We start from the raw sequence: 15,204 nt of genomic DNA, 5'->3' as shown, positions 1-15,204 counted from the left end.
CCGGCCCCTCAAACAGCCCAGCCCCTCAGACTGCCCGACTGTGCCGCCCGGCGCCCTTGGACAGGTGGGTGTCGAAACGGGCGGCGACGATGCGCATCAGGGGGCGGGCGCTCTCCGGCACATGGACGCGCCGGCCCTCCACCACCGCGACGCCGTCGGCGACCAGATCGGCCATGCCCTCCAACTCCGCGTCGAAGGCCGACTCAGGCAAGCCGTGAGCTTGGGCGATGGCGGCGGTGTCGACCGACAGGTCGCACATCAGCCGCATGATCAGGTCGCGCCGCACCTTGTCGTCCGTGGTCAGCGCGATGCCCTTGCCGGTGGGCAGGCGGCCTTCCTCGATGGCGGTGGCGTAATGGTCGAAGGGCACGGCGTTCTGCACATAGCCCTGCGGCAGCGAACCGATGGAGGAGGAGCCGAAGCCCAGCAGCACCTCGGCGTCGTCGGTGGTGTAGCCCTGGAAGTTGCGGCCCAGCCGTCCTTCCTCCTGCTGCACCGCCAGTTCGTCGCCGGGACGGGCGAAATGGTCGAGACCGATGGCGCTGTAGCCGGCGGCGGCCAGCGTGTCGCCGATGGCGGCGAACTGCTCCCACCGGCCGAGCGAACCGGCCAGGACCGACTCGTCGATCTTCTTCTGGTGGGTCTTCATCCACGGCACATGGGCGTAGCCGAAGACCGACAGCCGATCCGGCGCCATCTCCAGCGCGATCTCGGCGGAGCGGGTGACGCTTTCCACCGACTGGTGCGGCAGGCCGTACATCAGGTCGAGGTTGACGCTGGTGATCCCGGCTTCCTTCAGCCAGGCCAGCGCCTGCTCGGTCACGGCACGCGGCTGGACGCGGTTGATCGCCTGCTGCACCGTCTCGTCGAAATCCTGCACGCCCAGCGAGGCGCGGTTGACGCCGGCACGGCCCAGCGCCGCGGCCATTTCCGCCGTCAGGGTGCGGGGGTCGATCTCCACCGCCAGCTCGGCATCGGTGACGACCTCGAAGCGGGTACGCAGCAGCGCGATGATCGCCTCGAAATCGTCCGGCGCCATCATGGTCGGGGTGCCGCCGCCGAAATGGATGTGACGCACCGCCAGCCGGCCGGGAACGCGCTCGGCCACCATGGCGATCTCGCGCCGCAGATGGCCGAGATACTCGGCGATCGGCTCGTAGCGCGCGACGATCTTGGTGTGGCAGCCGCAGTACCAGCACATCTTCTGGCAGAAGGGAATGTGCAGGTAGAGCGAACCCGACCGGGCGGGATCGATCGCCTCCAGCCAGCCGCCATAGACGTCGCCGTTCACCTCGGGCGTGAAGTGCGGCGCGGTCGGGTAGCTGGTGTAACGCGGCACCCGCAGCCCGTCATACTTGGCGAGCAGCGCGGGATCGACACCGTGGGAACGGGACGGGGCGGGGGCCGGCTTTACGGCCAGGGCGGTGATGGCGTTCATGAGCGACAGAGTGCCGCAGTCCCCCCACCCATGCCTTGATCCACGTCAAGATCGCAGGGACCGCCTTTTCAGCGCTTCGCCGCCGCGGCGGCCAGTCGCTGTTCCAGATGCTCGTGCAGCAGGTTCAGGTTGATCCGGTTGGCCTTGAAGGCGATGTCGAACACCGTGCCCAGCACCGGGACGGAGCCGCCGGCCCAGTCCAGCAGGACGTTGAAGACCATGCGGGCCACCAGCGTCTTGGGCAGGTCGAAGCGGGCGGCTTCCATGATGATGTAGGCGGATACCAGCGCGGTCGCGGTGTCGCCCGCCACCGGCACCAGGCTGGCGATGCCGTCCAGCCCGACCGGGATGCGGGTGAAGGGGATGCGCCAGCGGCTGTCCATCAGGCGGGACAGGCGGCGCAGCCGCTCCAGCCGCTGGAAATCGATGGAGACCGAACTGCCGGACCCGCCCGGTGGAGGATCTTCGGCAACGGTGCGCCGGCGTGTGCGGATGGCGTCGATCATCGCATGTCCCCCCGATCTGTCGGTCCCGCGCCTGCCGCGCGACTCCCCCACAAGGAAAGAACCGCCCAGCACACCCACGGGTTCCGCCGTACCGGAACAAAGTTCGCGCCCCCAACAGATACCATGACCAGCTATCGTTGACGATAACCTTTGCCGACCGGCATCAGGTCGCCCGCGCCGCCGCCCGTGCCCGACCGGTGCCGGCGGCATAGAGCAGGCCGTAGCCGACCAGCGCCGAGGCGAGCGAGCCGGTCAGCACGCCCAGCCGCACCGCCACCGCATGCTGCGGGTCGGCGAAGGCCAGCGTCCCGATGAACAGGCTCATGGTGAATCCGATGCCGGTCAGCACGGCGACGCCGTAGACCTGACTCCAGCTGGCCCGCGCCGGCCGCTCGACCACGCCGATATGCACGGCGATCCACACGGCCAGGAACACGCCCACCTGCTTGCCCACGAACAGGCCGAGCGCAATGCCCAGCGGCACCGGCTCCAGCAGGCTGGCGGGGGTGATGCCGTCCAGCGGCACGCCGGCGTTGGCCAGCGCGAAGACCGGCATGATGAGGAAGGCGACCCAGGGGTGCAGCGCATGCTCCAGGCAATAGAGCGGCGCATCCTCCGCCCGCTTGCCGTCGGCATCCTTGACCCGCAGCGGAATGGCGAAGGCCAGAACGACACCGGCCACCGTGGCATGGATACCCGATTTCAGCACGCACACCCACAGCACCAGCCCCAGCAGCAGATAGGGCGTCAGCGAACGCACCCCGGCCCGGTTCAGCAGCCACAGCCCGACGGCCGATGCCGCCGCCAGCCCCAGCGCCATCGGCACCAGCCCGTGGCTGTAGAAGACGGCGATGATCACGATGGCGCCCAGATCGTCCATGATCGCCAGCGCCAGCAGGAAGACGCGCAGGCTGCCCGGCACGCGGTTGCCCAGCAGGGCCAGCACGCCGAGAGCGAAGGCGATGTCGGTGGCCGCCGGGATCGCCCAGCCCTGCAGGGCGCCCGGTTCGGCCTGGGCGAACAGGCAATAGACCAGCGCCGGCACCGCCATGCCGCCCAGCGCGGCGATGCCCGGCAGCATCGCCTTGGCCGGGCTGGACAATTCGCCCTCCAGCACCTCGCGCTTGATCTCCAGCCCGACCAGCAGGAAGAAGATCGCCATCAGCCCGTCGTTGATCCACAGGATAAGCGGCTTGTCCAAGCCGACGCCGCCCGCCGTCACCGCCAGCTTCGTCGCCAGGATCGTGTCGTACAGCGGGGCCGCCGGCGAGTTCGCCCACAACAGGGCGAGCACCGCCGCGATCATCAGGACCACGCCGCTGGCGCTTTCGGTTTTCAGGAAGGTGGCGAGGCGTCGAAGCGTCATCGCATCTCGTCTTTCCGGTCTGTTGGCCGAAAGGAACAAATGGCACCGTCAGGCTCCCGTTGGAAGATGCGGAGGTCGAAAAAATCCGTGTACCAACGATCGGCAGAGCATCGCGGCGAATTGACGCGCCTGTGCATCTAAGCTGCTGCTGCTGCTCCGAATTTCGATGCCGAATACTTGAGTCCGGTCGGGCTTATGTCTTTTGATCGCTGGCGACGTCTGAGGGCAGCCGACACAATTCACCCAACAGCATCAGCAGAGCCGAAGGGCGATCGCCCGCAAGGCTCTGGGCAGGCCGGCAAACGGCCGCCCGTTCCGGAGGAAACGACCATGACCACGCTTTACTGCGCCTGCTGCGGCAGGCCCTTCGTCCGCACGTCCGCCCGCGGTCCGGCGCCCTTCTATTGCTCCCAGGATTGCCGGCTTCAGATGGCGATCCGCCGGCGCGCCTGGAGCGATCGGGTGAGCAACGACAGGACGGCCACCCGGCAGACCGTCGAACGGCACGAGGTGGAGCCGGCCCCCTTCGCCCGCCTCCCCGCCACAGCGGGCGGACAGCGGGCCGCAGCCTCCTGGAGGTGAAACGCACCACCCCCGGATCAGCGGCAAGACGGCGGTAAGACGGGGGAGGAATGGCGGAAAAATGGAACTGGCCCCTCTTGCAGCGGACCGCGCCCGACCTCATGTGGTCGCGGTCACGCTGGTGCCCTGCGGTGCCGGCGTGCAGCCTGTCGACCGCCCCCATTTGACCGCCGGAGCCCCGCCCCTTCATGCTCGACCTGCTCGCCGACCCGAATGTCTGGGCCAGCCTTCTGACGTTGACCGCGTTGGAGATCGTGCTGGGCATCGACAACATCATCTTCATCTCGATCATGGCGTCGAAGCTGCCGCCCGAACGGCAGCACAGCGCGCGCCGCGTCGGCCTGGCGCTGGCGCTGCTGACCCGCCTGGCCCTGCTGGCCTCCATCGCCTGGGTGGCGCAGCTGACCCAGCCGCTGTTCACCGTCGCCGGCTGGGAGGTGTCGGGCCGCGACCTGATCCTGATCCTGGGCGGCCTGTTCCTGCTGGCCAAGGGCACGCTGGAGATCCACCACACCGTCGAAGGCCATGAGGAGAGCGGATCGGCGCCCAAGCACGCCACCTTCACCTCGGTGGTCGTCCAGATCATGTTCCTGGACATCGTCTTCTCGCTCGACAGCGTCATCACCGCCGTCGGCATGTCAGACCATCTGCCGGTGATGATCGCCGCCGTCGTCATCGCCATGGCGGTGATGCTGTTCGCCTCCGGCCCGGTGGGCGACTTCGTCAACCGTCACACCACGGTGAAGATGCTGGCGCTGTCCTTCCTGCTGCTGGTCGGCGTGGCGCTGGTGGCGGACGGCCTCGGCTTCCACATTCCCAAGGGCTACCTGTACTTCGCCATCGCCTTCTCCGCCCTGGTGGAGGCGCTGAACCTGATGGCCCGGCGCAAGCAGAGCCCGGGGCACTGACGGCAAAGAGGGGCGCCCTTCCCGGCGCCCCTTTTCCCTCACGCCTCGGCGCGTTCGGCCATCAGATGTTCGTAGGCGACCTTGAACAGGTCGCGGATCGACACGATGCCGACCGCGCGCTTGCCCTGGGTGATGGGCAGGTGGCGGTAATGCTTGTCGTGCATCAGCTTCAGCGCGTCGACCGCATCGGCGTCGGGCGGCAGGCTATCGGGGTTGCGGGTCATCACCGCGCCGACCTCCACCGCCGACGGGTCGAGATCCTTGGACAGCACCTTGTTGTTCAGGTCGCGCTCGGTGACGATGCCGATCAGGGCGCCGTGATCGACCACCAGAACCGCGCCGATGTTCTTTTCGGCCATCATCTTCGACACGGTGGCGACGGAGGTATCCTCCGGCACCAGGATCAGCTCCTGCGACTTCACGACGTCCGGAACCAGCTTGCGTTTCATGACTTCCCCGAGGATCTGGTTGTTGTGGACCAGACTGTAGCCAAAGCTGACGATCGGGGAGAACAACGGCATCGCAGCAGAAGCGGCGCCGATTGTCGCAGGCAGACCTTACGAATACTTACTAAGCTTTTGGGGCCGAAGCATTGGGCGTCGCCATCGCCGATCCCGCCGATGCCCGCCGCCCGGCGATCACCATGCCCAGCACCAGCAGCAGCGTGCCCAGCACCACCGCGGCGGCGGCGCCCAGCAGCGCGGCGTTGAAGCTGCCGGTGCGCGTCACCACCAGCCCGGCCGGCAGCGGCCCGATGATCTGCCCCAGCCCATAGGCGGCGGTCAGCGCCCCGACCACCCGCGCCGACGCCCCGGCCGACAGTTGGCGCCCCAGCGCGAAGGCCTGCGACACGATCCCGACGAAGGTGCCGCCGAACAGCAGGGCCGAGACCACCGACGCGGTGGGCGATCCGGTCATCGGCAGCAGGATGGCCACCGTCTGCGTCAGATGCGCCAGGATCAGCGACCACCAGCTGTTGGTGCGCCGGGCGACCGCCGCCCAGAACACCCCGGCGCCCATCGCCCCGATGCCGACGACCATCCAGGCGGCCTCGCCCACCGCGGCGGTGCCGGGATCGGTCTTCAGGATCGACACCAGGAAGGTGGCCGACACGATGTACCCGCCGCCCTCCAGGAAATAGGCGAGCGTCAGCAGCAGCGGCGCCGACAGCCCGCCCGCCCGTGCCCGGGCGGCTCCCTCCGCCTTGACGGCCGCCGCGTGGCTTTGCGGCGCCGGATCGCGCACCCAAAGGCCGGGCATCAGCCCCAGCACGGCGCAGATCGCCCCCAACGCCAGCCAGTCGCCGGACCAGCCCAGCCGCCCGCCGAACAGCGCGACGAACAGCCCGGACGCGGCGATGCCCACCCCGATCCCGGTGTAGAGCCAGCCGGCCAGCCGCTCCCCGCCGCCGCGGGTCAGCGTGTCCAGCACCATGGCGATGCCCAGGATGAAGATGCCGGCGCTCGACACCCCCGACAGGAAGCGCAGGACCAGCCAGACCGGCATCGCCTGCCCGGCATCCCCCAGATCGAGCCCCATCGCCGCGGTTGTGGCGACGCTGACCAGCAGCGACAGCCGGAACACGGCGGTCCGCGTGGCGCCGTGCGGCACCAGACCGGCACCCAGCGCCCCGACGAAATAGCCCAGATAATTCAGCGAGGCGAGCAGACCCGCCCCGTCGGCCCTCAGCCCGGTGGCCTCCTGCATCGCCGGCAGGATCGGGGTGAAGGCGAAGCGCGCGACACCCATTGCGATGGCGAGCCCGATCAGGCCGCCAACCAACACCCGAACCATGATCCACGCCCTCTCGGTGTTCGGCCGGCTCGTTGAAACAGGAACCGTTCGGAAAAGCGAACCGTTCGGCCGGCCGATTGATTTGTGGGTCATCATGGCTGCGGCACTGCCCTCATTTCCAATGAATTGTTCTGATGATAAGCTCCACTTTCAGTGATGGGTGCCATGCATTGGCGGTTGGGGAGATGTTGCCATGGATCTGGCCGGTTTGCGGGTGGTGAAGGCGGTGGCCGACACCGGCAGCGTCAGCCGGGCGGCGGAGGCGCTGAACTGTGTGCAGTCCAACGTCACCGCGCGGATCAAGCGGCTGGAGGAGGATTTGGGCGTCGACCTGTTCCTGCGCCTCAGCCGCGGGATGGAGCCGACGCCGGCCGGCCGGGTGCTCAGCGGCTATGCCGACCGGGTGCTGCGGCTGGTCGCCCAGGCCCGCGACGCGGTGGCGGAGGCGGCCGGGCGCGGCGGACGGCTGGCGGTGGGCAGCATGGAATCGACCGCCGCGGTGCGGTTGCCGCCGATCCTGGCCCGTTTCCACCGCGACCATCCCGACGTGGAGCTGACCATCACCCCCGGCCCGACCGAGACCCTGCTCGGCGACGTGCTGGCCGGACGGCTCGACGGCGCCTTCGTCGGCGGCGAGGTGGCGCATCCCGACCTGACCGCCCGGCGCATCTTCGACGAGGAGCTGGTGCTGGCCGAACCGGCCGCCGGGCTGACCACCGACAGCGCGCGCCGCACCCTGATCGCCTTCGGCCGGGCCTGCGCCTATCGCGGCCGGGCGGAGATGGCGATGCGCGAGGCCGGGCGCGTGCCCTTCCGCGTCATGGAGTTCGGGGCGCTGGACGCCATCCTGGGCTGCGTCGGCGCCGGCATGGGGGTGACGGTCATCCCACGCTCGGTCGTGGAGCGCGATCCCTGGCGCGAGCTGCTGGTCGCCCGGCCGCTGCCGCAAGCGCTGGGCCGCATGCCGACGCAGTTCGTGCGCCGCACCGACGCCATCGAGACCGCCAGCCTGCGTGCCTTTCTCGAGGCCTTCTCAGGGGACACCGCTTCCGTTGCCCATTCGAAAGAGGTCGCCACGGGTGCGACAGGGTCGCCCACATCACGCGCAGGGTTGAACGGCTCGTCTGCGGCATGCTAGGCAGGCGCGGGTTGGCCATCCGGCCCGGTGCCATGCGCGTGCCCAGTCCCGCCGGCACCGCCGGCCGGAACAGCGGAGAAGAGATCATGCCCTACGTCGTCACCGACGGCTGCATCAAGTGCAAGTACACCGACTGCGTCGAAGTCTGCCCCGTGGATTGCTTCTACGAGGGTGAGAACATGCTGGTCATCCACCCTGACGAGTGCATCGACTGCGGCGTGTGCGAGCCGGAATGCCCGGCAGAAGCGATCGTCCCCGATACCGACGACCGCGCGACCAAATGGCTGGAGATGAACCGCGACTATTCCGGACAGTGGCCGAACATCACCCGCAAGAAGGACGCGCCGCCCGACGCCGACGAGTTCAAGGGCGTCGACGGCAAGTTCGAGAAGTACTTCTCCCCGAAGGCGGGCGGCTGAGGCCGGACCAGCGGATGCGGCCCGGCTATTCCGAGTCGGGCTGCATCAACCGATTGAGCCCGCCGATGTTGCTATGCAAAATCGACGGGGCGGCCATGGCCGGGCGATGGACGATTTCCGCCCGGTAGATTGCGCGTTCCCTTTGTAACTCGGGCGTAACATCGCTATAATGCGCGACCGGAGCCGGCCTCCGCGCCATTGCCGGTTTTCCCTATGTTCCAGGACCTGTGGCTTTTGTGATCGTCGTGGATGGGTCCCATCCCCACGGCGCCATAACTGTCCGGGGTCCTTTTTCGTCCCTTCCACCGGGGCGGCAAAATGGCGTGATCGCGAGAAGTGAGAGCCAATCCAAATGTCGAACAAGCTTGACTTCGAAGCCGGTGACTTCGTCGTTTATCCGGCTCATGGCGTCGGTCGGGTCGAAGGGATCGAGACCCACAGCATCGCCGGACTCGAGGTTCAACTCTACGCGATCACGTTCGAGAAAGAGCGCATGACGCTCAAGGTTCCGGTCACCAAGGCCCGCAACGCCGGCCTGCGCCGCCTGTCCTCCAAGGACCGCATCAAGGTCGCACTGGAGACGCTGCAGGGCCGGTCGCGCGTCCGCCGCACCATGTGGAGCCGCCGCGCCCAGGAATATGAGGCCAAGATCAACTCCGGCGATCCGGTGTCGATCGCCGAGGTGGTGCGCGACCTGTACCGCGGCGCCGACCAGTCCGACCAGTCCTACAGCGAGCGCCAGATCTATCAGGCCGCCCTGGAGCGTCTGGCCCGCGAACTGGCCGCCGTCGAGAAGATCGACGAGACCAAGGCGACGGAGCGTCTGGAATCGGTGCTGTCCAAGGCCGCCTGAGTCCAGGGCCTGGGTTCCGGGCTCCTCCTATACGTCCGTGACACGAACGGGCGCGCGGCTGCTACGTCACGCCGCGCGCCCGTCTCGTTTTTCGCCTTTGTTTCCGTGGCATGACACGCCTAAACTCCCGCCGCCTTCCGGCAGACGCCGCCGGAACGACTTCGCGACCGACGTCGAAGGGAATCCAGTTTGGGTCTGCCGCCGCGCCTTGCCCTTCCCAACCATCAGGCCAGCCGACATGCCGCGAGCATCGTCGGCGCCGTCGAAGACGGCAGTCGTTTCGCCTCGCTCGGCCGGCCGCGCCGCGTCTGGGCCATCGGCGCCATCCATGCGCAACCCGACCGGCTGGATTTGATCCATCACGCCATCGGCCAGCGATTCCGCCCCGGCGACCGGCTGGTCTATCTCGGCAACATGATCGGCTTCGGCGACCGCGTGGTGGAGACCGTCGACCGGCTTCTGGCCTTTCGCATCGCCCTGCTGGCGATGCCCGGCATGATCGCGTCGGACATCGTCTATCTGCGCGGCCAGCAGGAAGAGATGTGGCAGAAGTTGCTGCAACTCCATTTCGCTCCCGATCCCCGCACCGTGCTGGACTGGATGCTGCGCCAGGGCGTGGCGCCGACGCTGGCCGCCTATGGCGGCAACCTGGATGCCGGGATGGCGGGGGCGCGCGGCGGTGCGGTGATGCTGGGCCGCTGGACGCGCGAGTTGCGGCAGGCGGTGGCCGCGAGGCCGGGGCATGAACAGCTGTTCAATGCCCTGCGCCGCGCCGCCTACACCGGCGGGCCTGCGAATGACACTGCCGCAAATGGCGGGGCCGCAAATGGCGGGGCACCCGATGGGGCTTCCGACGGCGATGGCTGGACCGGCAACAGCCGGGGCGGCGGAAGCCTGCTGCTGGTCAGTTCCGGCATCGATCCCCGGCGCCCGCTGACCGGCCAGGGCGACGCCTTCTGGTGGGGCAGCGCCGGCTTCGGCCGGCTGGAGCAGCCCTATGGCGGCTTCAATCGTCTGGTGCGCGGCTATGATCCCGGCTGGACGCCGGAAAGCCCCGGCGTGGATGTCGGACCGGTGACGGTGACGCTGGACGGCGGCTGCGGCCGCGGCGGCCACCTCGTTTGCGCCTGTTTCGATTCTTTCGGCGAAATGCTGGACCTTTTCCAAGCGTGACCCAACCTTAGGTCCAGCCTGACCTTTCAGCCCGTCCGCCCCCTTCCTTGGTACAGGTCCGGCAATCCTTCCGGCAGCCATCCCATGGGCCGCCGGCAAAAATCCTCCGTCCCTTGTGATCCGCTCCCCCTACACCTGCGTATGATTCCGCAACAGGGCGCGCTCATGCTTGTTGTCTAACCCGACGGCATCGGCCGGGGGCAGGCGGCAAAGCGGCGAAGACCCGATAGTACGGGGATATGCGAAGGAACACGATGCCGCCCAGACGGGAAGGAAGGGACGGATGGCATACATCGACGATCCGGAGACTCAGCGTGCTAATCTGAGCTTCATCAAGGCATCCATGCGCGAACCGTTGCTGTCGCGCGACCATGAATTCGACCTCGCCCGAAAATGGCGTGAGGGCCATGACGAACGGGCTCTGCATCAGCTGGTCCGGGCCTATACCCGTCTGGTGGTGGCCACCGCGTCGCGCTTCCGCAATTACGGCCTGCCGATGGGCGATCTCGTCCAGGAAGGCAATGTCGGGCTGATGCAGGCGGCCAGCCGCTTCGAGCCCGACCGCGAGGTACGTTTCTCCACCTACGCGGCTTGGTGGATCCGCTCGGCCATGCAGGACTACATCCTGCGCAACTGGTCGATCGTGCGGACCGGCACCACCGCCGCGCAGAAATCCCTGTTCTTCAACCTGCGCCGCCTGCGCGCCAAGATCGACAGCGCCACCCAGAACGGCAGCGGCGCGCGCCTGACCAAGGAAGGCCGCGAGTGGATCGCCGGCGAACTGCAGGTCGAGGTGTCGGAGGTCGAGGCGATGGAGATGCGCCTGTCCGGCTCCGACCAGTCGCTGAACACGCCGGTGGCCGACGGCTCCGACGACGACTGGCAGGATTTCCTGGCCGACCAGCGCCCCTCGCCGGAGGACGTGGTGATCGGCATGCGCGACGCCAACACCCGCTCGCAATGGCTGGCGGAAGCGCTGGGCGAACTGAGCCCGCGCGAACGCACCATCATCCGCGAACGCCGCCTGCGCGAGGAAGGCGCCACGCTGGAGGAACTCGGTCGCGAACTGGGCGTCAGCAAGGAGCGCGTGCGCCAGCTGGAACATCGGGCGCTGCTGAAACTGCGGCAGTCGATGCTGAAGCGGGTCGAGGATTCCGACGACCTGCTGGCGGAGGCGTGAAGTCCAAGCGTCGCTCGCCCCCTCCCCATCCCTCCCCCGCTTCGCGGGAGAGGGGGCAGGATTCTTGGCGGCGTGACATAAGTGTCGAAGCTGCGGCAGTCCCCTCTCCTGCGAAGCGGGGGAGGGTTAGGGAGGGGGCAAAACCAAGTGCCCCCACCCCTTCACCACTTCAATGCCGGAAGTGCCGCATTCCGGTCAGCACCATCGCCAGACCCTTCTCGTCCGCGGCGGCGATGACGTCGGCGTCGCGGATCGAACCGCCGGGCTGGATCACCGCCGTCACGCCCGCTTCCGCGGCGGCCAGCAGGCCGTCGGCAAACGGGAAGAAGGCATCCGACGCAACCACCGACCCCTTGGTCAGCGGCTCCGACAGGCCGGCGGCCTTGGCGGCTTCGGCCGACTTGATGGCGGCGATGCGGGCCGAGTCGACGCGGCTCATCTGGCCGGCGCCGACACCCACCGTGGCGCCGTTCTTGGCGTAGACGATGGCGTTCGACTTGACGTGCTTGGCGACGCGGAAGGCGAACAGCAGGTCGGCCAGTTCCTGTTCGGTCGGCGCGCGCTTGGTGACGACCTTCAGCTCGGCCGGGTTGACGCGGCCGCTGTCGCGGTTCTGCAGCAGGAAGCCGCCCGACAGCTGCTTGATCATCATGCCGGGCTCGGCCGGGTTCGGCACGTCCTTGGTCAGCAGCACGCGCAGGTTCTTCTTGGTCGCCAGCAGCGCGCGGGCGGCCTCGTCGGCGTCGGGGGCAATCACCACCTCGGCGAACAGCTTGGAGATCTCCTCGGCCGTCTCGGCGTCCAGGCTGCGGTTGACGGCGATGATGCCGCCGAAGGCGCTGACCGGGTCGCACAGCAGGGCCGACTTGTAGGCCTCCAGCAGGTTCGCACCCTGGGCCACGCCGCAGGGGTTGGCGTGCTTGATGATGGCGACGGCCGGCTGCTCGAACTCCGCCACCAGCTCGAAGGCGGCGTCGGTGTCGTTCAGGTTGTTGTAGGACAGCTCCTTGCCCTGCAGCTGCACGGCGGTGGCGACGCCCGGACGCTTTTCGCCGGTGACGTAGAAGGCCGCCTGCTGGTGCGGGTTCTCGCCATAGCGCAGGGTCTGGGCCAGCGATCCCGACAGGGTGGTGCGCGGCGGGAAGGTCTCGCCCAGCTGGCCGGCCAGCCAGGTGGAGATGGCGGCGTCGTAGGCGGCGGTGCGGGCATAGGCGCGCTGCGCCAGCTTGCGGCGCAGGGCCAGCGTGACGCAGCCGTCATGGGTCGCCAGCTCGTCCATCACCGCCTCGTAATCGGACGGTTCGGTGACGATGGCGACGAAATCGTGGTTCTTGGCGGCGGCGCGGATCATCGCCGGCCCGCCGATGTCGATGTTCTCGACGCAGTCGTCATAGGCCGCGCCCTTGGCGACCGTCGCCTCGAACGGATAGAGGTTGACGACCACCAGGTCGATGCCGGGGATGTCGTGCTGGGCCATCGCGTCGGCATGGATGTCGCGGCGGGCTAGGATGCCGCCATGGACGCGCGGATGAAGCGTCTTGACGCGGCCGTCCATGATCTCCGGGAAGCCGGTGTGGTCGGAGACCTCCTTCACCGGGACGCCGGCCTCGGCCAGTCGCTGGGCCGAGCCGCCGGTCGACAGGATCTCGACGCCACGGGCGGCGAGCGCCTTGCCCAGTTCCACTAGGCCGGCCTTGTCGGACACGGAGATCAGGGCGCGGGTGATGCGGACCTTGTCGGGGGCGGGGGCGTGGTTGGCTTTGGGCGGGCTCATGGCGTCATCCTGATCGCTGCGGGTGGTGCGTTTGGCCGCAGGCAACCGGGGAGACCCGGACAAGCACGGAAGAAGAAGAAAAGCACGGACGGCCACGGAAATTCCGCTCGGCTGTGCTTATCCGCGTCCGCCCACCCGCACATTACCGGTCCGGACGGACATGGATAAGCACGGCGAGACGAGTCCCGTGGTCGTCCGTGCCCCAAATCCCGTGTTCATCCGTGTTTCCACGCCCATTCCGAAAGGAATAGGCCCGGCCACCGCGGATGGGCGCGATTTACGCCGCCTTGCGCTCGCGGCGCAAGGCCCATTTCACCGTCAGCCCTTCGGGGCCGCATTGTCCCTGCATCATGATCTGCCGGCTGCGGCGCGGCTCGTCCCCGCTGCCGAGATAGACGCTCTCCGCCACCTCCAGCACGGCGCCGGTCACCCGCATGCGCCAGGCATTGCCGCTCGGCAGGCGCAGAAGCACCTGATCGTTGCCCTGCACGGGAACCACCTGGACGTTGGGATGCAGGTGGAATCGGATGGCGTAGGGCTGCGGCTGCGGCGTGGCGCCGATCACCGGCTCCAGCGTGTCCTCGCCGCGCAGGTCCTCGCCATTGTCGGCCAGATAGACGCGGCGGCGGTGCAGAAGGCCGAAGCCCTTGCTGTAGCCGTTGTGGCTGGCGACCACCAGCATGGCGCCGTCGGATTCCTGCCGCTCGCAGCTGACATTCGTCGGCCGGCGGCCCAGCCCGCCCTTCTCCAGCACTTCCGAGGAGTTGGTGTCGGCCACCACCATGGTCGAATGGGCGGACGTCCCGGCCAGCGCCGCGCGCCAGGGACCGCGATGGGACGGATGGCTGCCGCAATTGACGATCAGCCGCTCCTTGTTGACGGAGACCTCCATCGACAGGGTGCCGGCATGGGCGGTGCGGTCCAGTCCGGCCGGCGGCGGCGCACCGGTGTCGAGCAGCACCAGCGTGCGCCCGGCGAGCAGCCGCTCGAAGCCGGTGTGCGGCGCGCTTTTCAGCGGACGGCCGCGAGCGTCGGCCTGGGCCAGCACCGTGTCGATCAGCGCCGGCTCCTCCTCCCGCCCGCCGTTGAACAGGGCGAGCCCGCCGTCGACATGGCGGAAGAAGCGCAGGGCCGGGGTCATGCGGTCGATGGCGTGCTGGAGGGTTTCCGGCACCTCCTCCTTCGCCACGCGCAGCACGGCGCGCATGTCGATCAGGTCGCGCAGAACCCGCATCTGGATCGAAGGGTTGCGCTCCACATGGCCGCCGTCGGGCAGGATCTGGCGCGGCAACTCCTTGTCGAGCAGGCGCAATGCCTCCCGCGCCGCCTTGTCCTGGTCGGGCAGGCAATAGCCGCCATAGAGCAGACCCTTGATCGCGCCGATCAGCCGTTCGCCGTCCAGCTTTGCCGGCGCCACCCGCAGAAGATGGCGAAGCTGGCGGGCCATGCTCTCGAAAACCCGCGCGCGGAACTCGTCATCGGCGGACGCGCAATAGAAGTCGTGCAGACCGATCCAACTGGCCAGCCGCACGCCCAGCACGTCGGGCGCCCAGCTCTGCGCGTGCCAGCTGCCATTCTGGTCCAGCCACGACCACACCAGCACCCGCGCCCGGCGCCGCGCGGTGTCGCCGCCGACCGCCCGCAGGTCGCGCAGCCACTCGAATCCATGGGCGGCGCGCAGCCAGCCGACGCTGGCGCCCTGGGGCCGCCAGTTGGGAGCCCCGTTGGGATCGACCATGATCGGCTGCCCGGCGAAGTTCATCCGCCCGGCCAGCATGGCGTTGCCGTTGTCGGTGTCGCCCGGCCAGGGATCGGGCGGGATCACCGCCAGCGCCCCCGGCGCCTTGCCGCCCAGCATCAGGGCGTAGAGTGGATTCCCATAGGCAAGGCGTGCCATGCCGCTGCGAAACCGTCCGTTCCCGTCGCCCATCTGCGCCGACTCCTTCAGGACCGCGAGCGGCGTCGGCGGCCGGCGGAGGGTGATGATGCGGTGCGGGAGAACGCGGACGGAAGCATGGGTCGTGTCGTATCAATTCGCCGCCCGCACCGCAAGACGGGCCTGGGATTTATCCC

Annotated in this window: 14 protein-coding genes; 7 read left to right on the top strand and 7 right to left on the bottom strand. The window is 68.4% G+C overall.

What is annotated here, in order from left to right:
* Positions 1–25: 25 nt before the first annotated feature.
* From hemN to nhaA, 3 genes are all read right to left on the bottom strand, one after another.
* Positions 26–1,438: an oxygen-independent coproporphyrinogen III oxidase gene (gene hemN / locus FZ938_RS06510; protein ID WP_149197801.1), complete on the bottom strand. Its 1,413-nt coding sequence runs from the start codon at positions 1,436–1,438 to the stop codon at positions 26–28.
* A 68-nt stretch (positions 1,439–1,506) separates the two neighbouring features.
* Positions 1,507–1,944, bottom strand: a complete 438-nt coding sequence (locus FZ938_RS06505) for a DUF4112 domain-containing protein (RefSeq protein ID WP_149197800.1) — start codon at positions 1,942–1,944, stop codon at positions 1,507–1,509.
* A 163-nt stretch (positions 1,945–2,107) separates the two neighbouring features.
* Positions 2,108–3,310: a Na+/H+ antiporter NhaA gene (nhaA, locus tag FZ938_RS06500; protein WP_149197799.1), complete on the bottom strand. Its 1,203-nt coding sequence runs from the start codon at positions 3,308–3,310 to the stop codon at positions 2,108–2,110.
* 330 nt (positions 3,311–3,640) lie between these two features.
* Between nhaA and FZ938_RS06495 the strand changes: the two genes are divergently transcribed.
* Positions 3,641–3,892 carry a hypothetical protein gene (locus FZ938_RS06495; protein WP_149197798.1) on the top strand — a complete coding sequence of 84 codons (252 nt, stop codon included), beginning with the start codon at positions 3,641–3,643 and terminating at the stop codon, positions 3,890–3,892.
* 188 nt (positions 3,893–4,080) lie between these two features.
* Positions 4,081–4,800 (top strand): TerC family protein, encoded by a 720-nt coding sequence (locus tag FZ938_RS06490; protein WP_149197797.1) that lies wholly within the window; start codon positions 4,081–4,083, stop codon positions 4,798–4,800.
* A gap of 38 nt (positions 4,801–4,838) precedes the next feature.
* On the opposite strand, the gene FZ938_RS06485 is transcribed toward FZ938_RS06490, so the two are convergent.
* Both FZ938_RS06485 and FZ938_RS06480 read right to left on the bottom strand, forming a co-directional pair.
* Positions 4,839–5,249: a CBS domain-containing protein gene (locus FZ938_RS06485; RefSeq protein WP_246457667.1), complete on the bottom strand. Its 411-nt coding sequence runs from the start codon at positions 5,247–5,249 to the stop codon at positions 4,839–4,841.
* 121 nt (positions 5,250–5,370) lie between these two features.
* A complete protein-coding gene (locus FZ938_RS06480; RefSeq protein ID WP_149197795.1) occupies positions 5,371–6,594 on the bottom strand; it encodes a YbfB/YjiJ family MFS transporter in 1,224 nt (407 codons plus the stop codon).
* A 193-nt stretch (positions 6,595–6,787) separates the two neighbouring features.
* Between FZ938_RS06480 and FZ938_RS06475 the strand changes: the two genes are divergently transcribed.
* From FZ938_RS06475 to FZ938_RS06455, 5 genes are all read left to right on the top strand, one after another.
* Positions 6,788–7,732 (top strand): LysR family transcriptional regulator, encoded by a 945-nt coding sequence (locus FZ938_RS06475; RefSeq protein ID WP_149197794.1) that lies wholly within the window; start codon positions 6,788–6,790, stop codon positions 7,730–7,732.
* 86 nt (positions 7,733–7,818) lie between these two features.
* Positions 7,819–8,151: a ferredoxin FdxA gene (fdxA, locus tag FZ938_RS06470; RefSeq protein ID WP_085090756.1), complete on the top strand. Its 333-nt coding sequence runs from the start codon at positions 7,819–7,821 to the stop codon at positions 8,149–8,151.
* A 352-nt stretch (positions 8,152–8,503) separates the two neighbouring features.
* The gene (locus FZ938_RS06465) at positions 8,504–9,004 is read left to right on the top strand and encodes a CarD family transcriptional regulator (RefSeq protein ID WP_014248912.1); all 501 of its coding nucleotides are present in this window, start codon (positions 8,504–8,506) and stop codon (positions 9,002–9,004) included.
* A gap of 189 nt (positions 9,005–9,193) precedes the next feature.
* On the top strand, positions 9,194–10,177 hold the full coding sequence (locus tag FZ938_RS06460) for a hypothetical protein (protein ID WP_149197793.1): 984 nt from the start codon (positions 9,194–9,196) through the stop codon (positions 10,175–10,177).
* 283 nt (positions 10,178–10,460) lie between these two features.
* Positions 10,461–11,357 carry an RNA polymerase factor sigma-32 gene (locus tag FZ938_RS06455; protein ID WP_109152257.1) on the top strand — a complete coding sequence of 299 codons (897 nt, stop codon included), beginning with the start codon at positions 10,461–10,463 and terminating at the stop codon, positions 11,355–11,357.
* Between the two features lie 169 nt (positions 11,358–11,526).
* Here FZ938_RS06455 and purH read toward each other — a convergent pair whose 3' ends face one another.
* Both purH and FZ938_RS06445 read right to left on the bottom strand, forming a co-directional pair.
* Complete coding sequence (purH, locus tag FZ938_RS06450; protein WP_085090402.1) at positions 11,527–13,131, bottom strand: bifunctional phosphoribosylaminoimidazolecarboxamide formyltransferase/IMP cyclohydrolase; 1,605 nt, start codon at positions 13,129–13,131, stop codon at positions 11,527–11,529.
* A gap of 277 nt (positions 13,132–13,408) precedes the next feature.
* Entirely contained in the window at positions 13,409–15,061 is a 1,653-nt protein-coding gene (locus FZ938_RS06445; RefSeq protein ID WP_149197792.1) for a heparinase II/III family protein, read from the bottom strand.
* Positions 15,062–15,204: the final 143 nt, after the last annotated feature.

The sequence above is a fragment of the Azospirillum oryzae genome (genome assembly GCF_008364795.1).
Lineage (GTDB): Bacteria > Pseudomonadota > Alphaproteobacteria > Azospirillales > Azospirillaceae > Azospirillum > Azospirillum oryzae.
The sequence above is the reverse complement of the archived record's forward strand: the minus strand, read 5'-3'. Positions and strand labels throughout refer to the sequence as shown.

What these genes read in the sequence shown, in the direction of transcription:
- hemN (WP_149197801.1), bottom strand. Translation starts at nt 1,438, where the DNA reads ATGAACGCCATCACCGCCCTGGCCGTAAAGCCGGCCCCCGCCCCGTCC.
- FZ938_RS06505 (WP_149197800.1), bottom strand. Translation starts at nt 1,944, where the DNA reads ATGATCGACGCCATCCGCACACGCCGGCGCACCGTTGCCGAAGATCCT.
- nhaA (WP_149197799.1), bottom strand. Translation starts at nt 3,310, where the DNA reads ATGACGCTTCGACGCCTCGCCACCTTCCTGAAAACCGAAAGCGCCAGC.
- FZ938_RS06495 (WP_149197798.1), top strand. Translation starts at nt 3,641, where the DNA reads ATGACCACGCTTTACTGCGCCTGCTGCGGCAGGCCCTTCGTCCGCACG.
- FZ938_RS06490 (WP_149197797.1), top strand. Translation starts at nt 4,081, where the DNA reads ATGCTCGACCTGCTCGCCGACCCGAATGTCTGGGCCAGCCTTCTGACG.
- FZ938_RS06485 (WP_246457667.1), bottom strand. Translation starts at nt 5,249, where the DNA reads ATGAAACGCAAGCTGGTTCCGGACGTCGTGAAGTCGCAGGAGCTGATC.
- FZ938_RS06480 (WP_149197795.1), bottom strand. Translation starts at nt 6,594, where the DNA reads ATGGTTCGGGTGTTGGTTGGCGGCCTGATCGGGCTCGCCATCGCAATG.
- FZ938_RS06475 (WP_149197794.1), top strand. Translation starts at nt 6,788, where the DNA reads ATGGATCTGGCCGGTTTGCGGGTGGTGAAGGCGGTGGCCGACACCGGC.
- fdxA (WP_085090756.1), top strand. Translation starts at nt 7,819, where the DNA reads ATGCCCTACGTCGTCACCGACGGCTGCATCAAGTGCAAGTACACCGAC.
- FZ938_RS06465 (WP_014248912.1), top strand. Translation starts at nt 8,504, where the DNA reads ATGTCGAACAAGCTTGACTTCGAAGCCGGTGACTTCGTCGTTTATCCG.
- FZ938_RS06455 (WP_109152257.1), top strand. Translation starts at nt 10,461, where the DNA reads ATGGCATACATCGACGATCCGGAGACTCAGCGTGCTAATCTGAGCTTC.
- purH (WP_085090402.1), bottom strand. Translation starts at nt 13,131, where the DNA reads ATGAGCCCGCCCAAAGCCAACCACGCCCCCGCCCCCGACAAGGTCCGC.
- FZ938_RS06445 (WP_149197792.1), bottom strand. Translation starts at nt 15,061, where the DNA reads ATGGGCGACGGGAACGGACGGTTTCGCAGCGGCATGGCACGCCTTGCC.